Source organism: Acidisphaera rubrifaciens HS-AP3 (assembly GCF_000964365.1).
GTDB classification, from domain to species: domain Bacteria; phylum Pseudomonadota; class Alphaproteobacteria; order Acetobacterales; family Acetobacteraceae; genus Acidisphaera; species Acidisphaera rubrifaciens.
On record NZ_BANB01000145.1, the window covers coordinates 1 to 4,221 of the forward strand.

Below are 4,221 nucleotides of genomic sequence, written 5' to 3' on the forward strand. Positions count from 1 at the left end.
CGGCGGCGGCGGCGGTCACCGGCGCCGGCGGCGGGGTCTGAGCGCAGGCGGCCAGCGCCAGGAGCGGTGCGGCGACCCAGGGTATCGTGCGGCAAGCGGTCGGTTTCATGAGACTACGTATCATTCCTGCCTCCTTGCGGGCCTTGGGCGTTCCAAATCGTAGCAACCGTGTCTATAAACCAACCATGTGCGCAAGACGATGCCATTTTGCTACGAATTGGCGAGACTGGCGGCGCGGGGTCGCCCTTGTCGTGACCCTGATGCTGCTCGCGTCTGGGGCATGGGCGCTCGACGTCAAGGCGCTGACCGATGCCGCGGCCAGGGGCGACGCGGACGCGGCGATGTCCCTCGGCACCGCCTACGACCTCGGCGACGGGGTGCCGGCGGACCCACGCGCGGCGCTGCGCTGGTACGAGGTCGCGGCCGGTCTCGGCAACGTGTCGGCCATGTTCAATGTGGGCGTCATGTACGACACGGGCACCGGGACCGTGCGCGACAGGTCGCGGGCGGCGCACTGGTACGAACAGGCCGCCGCGCATGGCCACGCGCGCGCGGCCTATGATCTCGGGCTGCTGTACGAGGAGGGCGAGGGCGTGCGGCGCAACCTCGCGACCGCCGCGCGCTGGTACAAGCGGGCGGCGGCGGAAGGACTGACGGCCGGCGATGCGAAGGTCGCCGCCCTGGCCCCGCTGCTGCGCGCCAACACCGCCAACGCCGACTACGTGCGGGCGCAGACCCTGATCGAGGACAAGGGGCTCACCGCCGCCGCGCCGGAGATGCTGCCGCTGCTGCGCCGGGCGGCGGTGGGCGGCTACCCGGTCGCCCAGTACGACCTCGGCTATCTGTATGAAAACGGGCTGGGCGTGCCGACCGACCGGGTGCAGGCCTATGTCTGGTACAGGCGGGCCGCGACGGCGGCCCGTGCCGGCGGCGGACGGGACGCTGCCGTCATCACCGCCGCGACAGCCGGGGCGACGCGGCTCGCGGCCCGGCTCGACCCCACCGAAAAGGCCGATGCGCGCGCCGCGCTGCGGGCGACGCGCTGACGGACGCGCGGAGGGCGGGACGTGCCGCCGGCGTTCAGCTGCTGCCGATCAGTACTCCGGTCGCGAACACCAGCGCGCCGCCGAAGCCCACCTGCAGCGCCGCCGACAAAGGCGGCGTGTCCATGTAGCGCCAGCGCACCCAGGAAATCACCGCCAGTTCCACGATCACCACGGCGAAGGAGGTGATCGTCGCCGTCCAGAAGTTCGGGATCAGATACGGCAGCGTATGCCCGAGGCCGCCGAGCGCCGTCGCCAGGCCGCAGATCACGCCGCGGATCAGCGGCGCGCCGCGCCCGGTCAGGCTGCCGTTGTCCGACAGCGCCTCGGCGAAGCCCATCGAGATGCCGGCGCCGAGCGAGGCGGCGAGACCGACGACGAAGGTGTTCCATGTCTGCTGCGTCGCGAACGCCGCGGCGAACAGCGGGGCGAGGGTGGAGACGGAGCCGTCCATCAGCCCGGCCAGGGCCGGCTGCACGACCTGCAGCACGAACTGCCGCCGCTCGGTCTCGTCCTCGCTCGCCCGCGCGCCTTCGGTGAGGTTCTCGCGCGCCAGGCGTTCGGCGGTGTGCTCGTGCGATACCTCGGCCTGCGCGAGGTCGCCGAGCAATTTGCGGATGGAGGCGTCGCTCGTGCGCTCGACCGACCGGCGATAGAACGCCACCGCCTCCGCCTCCATCGACGCCGCCATCTGCCGCACCGCGTCGAGCTGCAGCGGCCGCATCTGCCAGACCGGCTTGCGGTGGATGAACCCGCGCACGTCCTGCCGACGGACCAGCGGGATGTGCTCGCCGAACTTGCCGCGATAGAGGTCGATCAGCTCACGCCGATGCTCGCCCTCCTCGAGCGCCATGTCGGTGAAGATGCGCGCCGTCGCCGGATATTCGACGCGCAGCTCCTCGGCGAGATCGGAATAGATGCGACCGTCCTCTTCCTCGTTCTGGATCGCCAGCGCGAGGATCTCTTTTTCGGTCAGGTCGGAGAAATTGCGCATGGCCGGTAGGTAAAGCGGCGGCCCGTAACGTCAAGAAAAACTTGAGTATTTGACAATGACTTGCAGCCGCAAGAACGGAGCCGGTGCCGACTTTCGCGCATCCCGCGCGCCGTCCGCCGCGATCAGAACGCCGCGGCCATAAGCTCCAGCTGCCGCGCCATGCGCGCCAGCCCGTCCGCGCCCGGCAGCGAGGCGTCGATGGCCGGCCGCGCGTCGAGGCGCACCGGTGGCCCGGATGCGAGGGCCGCGGCCGATCGCCCGATCCAGTCGCGCCACGCGCGCAACGTCTCGGGCGGCAGGAGCGGGCCGGGACCGGCCTGCGCGCCGGCGAGTTGCAGCACCGACAGCCGGCCGGAAAACCGGCGCAGCGCCGCGTCGATCAGCATGGCGCGTTCGAGCTTGCGCCGGTCGAGCCGCGCCGGTTCCAGCAGCGCCCGCGACAGCGATGCCTCGACGTTGTTGGTGGCGAGCCCGGCGGCGCGGCGCAGGGCGGGCAGCTCCGTCGCGGACAGTTCGCCCAGCAGCCAGGACAGCACCGCCGCGCCGTACGCGCCGTGCGCCGTGATCGCCGTGCGCAGTTCCGCCGCGAGGCGCGTGGTGTCCCAGGCGGGCCACAGCAGGAAGCAGCCGGCCAGGGCGATCGCGCCGCCGAGCAGGGTGAAGCCGCCGCGCATGGCGGCGACCACCAGCTCGCTGTGTCCGGGCAGGCCGCTTTCGGACAACAGCACGATCATCGGCGTCAGCACCGCGATGAACAGCGCGAAGCTGACATAGCGCACCGCCATCGCGCAGAGCAGGAACAGGATCGTCCCCACGGTCAGCGCCGTAGGGGTGGTGAACAGCAACCCGATCGCCGCCGCGAACAGCCCGCCGAGCACCGTGCCGGCCACGCGTTCGAACGCCCGCGTGAAGGTCTGCGCGTAATAGGGCTGCAACGTCACCAGCAGCGTGATCGTCAGCCAGTGCACATACGGCCCGTACCAGATCATCGTCACCGCGAGCGCCGGCACGCCCAGCACGACGACGCGCAGGGCGTGCCGCAGCGGCAGGGAGTCGCGCGTCAGGTTCGCGCGGAAAGTGGTGAGCAGCCGCGGCAGCAGCGGCGGCGGACGGCCGGCGGCATCGACGCCGGGTCGCGCCGTCGCCGGGGCGGTGACGGTGACGGCGATACGCATGCGCTCGGTGATCGCCGTCAGCGCGACGCGGACGGGATCGTCGGGCGCGAGCAAGGCCGCCTGCGCGTCCATGCCCGCGAGCAGCTGGTCGATCAGCCGTGTCTGGCCGAGGCGGTCCGTCGTGATCGCGCGGGCCAGAACGCGCAGCAGCAGCCGCAGCCGGCGCAGCCCGTGCAGCGCCGCGAGCCGCGCCTCGGCGCGGTCCGGCTGTTCGCTCTCCGGTTCCAGCAGGTCGCTCAGCGCGACGATGTGGCCGAACACCTGCTCGGCCACTTCCAGGCGGATCAGCCCCTGGGCCGCACGCACGCTGCCCGGCCCCAGCCAGCGGACGGCGCCGAGCAGGTTGTCGCGCGCCGTCTCGATCCGTTCGCGCGTGACGCGCCGGTAGTCGCGCGCATGCTGCGCCCAGCGGCGCGCGTCGCCGCCTTCGGACAGCACGCGCGTCATGTCGCCGACGAGGGCGGACAGCGCGTGGTAGGAGGCACCGAGCGCGCGACGCGCCGGCTGGTGCGGATGCAGCCGCCACAGACCCAGCGTGAGCAGCGACGCCCACAGTCCCCCCGCCAGGAACGCGGCGCCGGTCGCGGCGGCATCAGCCGGCGCGAGGGGGTGGTCAAGCGCGAGCACCGCCGCGACGCCGAGCAGGTTGCCCACCGTCTGCCCGGCCTGTCCGTAGATGCGCATCATCGCGCACCCGAACAGCACGACGCCGCCTGCCGCCACCGCGGCCACGGCGCCGAGGTCGCGCGCGAGCCCCATGATCGCGACCAGCAGCGTGCCGGCGACGGCATAGGTCAGCGTCGGACGGACCCGTTCGTTGACCGGGCCGCCCGTATCGCACAGGCAGGTGAGAAAGGCGGCGAGCGCCGACATCCCCAGCAGCCGGATGTCGAGCGCCTGCCGCGCAATCAGGAACGGGCCGACGGCGAGCGCCGCGCGCACGCCCTCGGTGGGCGTGAGCGCGCGCGGGTCGACGCGCATGCCGATGCGCTCCGCGGCGCGCAGCAGC

3 protein-coding genes are annotated in these 4,221 nt (G+C 72.4%); 1 reads left to right on the forward strand and 2 read right to left on the reverse strand.

The genetic code is table 11. From position 1 onward, the window contains the following. The first annotated feature begins 260 nt into the window (after positions 1 to 260). Complete coding sequence (locus B8460_RS05480) at positions 261 to 1,046, forward strand: tetratricopeptide repeat protein (protein ID WP_241771118.1); 786 nt, start codon at positions 261 to 263, stop codon at positions 1,044 to 1,046. 34 nt (positions 1,047 to 1,080) lie between these two features. Here the strand turns inward: B8460_RS05480 and mbfA are convergent, their stop codons facing one another. Both mbfA and B8460_RS05490 read right to left on the reverse strand, forming a co-directional pair. Beyond that, a complete protein-coding gene (gene mbfA / locus B8460_RS05485; protein WP_048860574.1) occupies positions 1,081 to 2,037 on the reverse strand; it encodes an iron exporter MbfA in 957 nt (318 codons plus the stop codon). A gap of 122 nt (positions 2,038 to 2,159) precedes the next feature. Then, positions 2,160 to 4,221, reverse strand: a 2,062-nt coding sequence (locus B8460_RS05490) for an FUSC family protein (RefSeq protein ID WP_048860575.1), incomplete at its 5' end; no start/stop codon positions are given.

Excerpts from the sequence above, each read along its gene's own strand:
- B8460_RS05480 (WP_241771118.1), top strand. The coding sequence starts at position 261 with ATGCTGCTCGCGTCTGGGGCATGGGCGCTCGACGTCAAGGCGCTGACC.
- mbfA (WP_048860574.1), bottom strand. The coding sequence starts at position 2,037 with ATGCGCAATTTCTCCGACCTGACCGAAAAAGAGATCCTCGCGCTGGCG.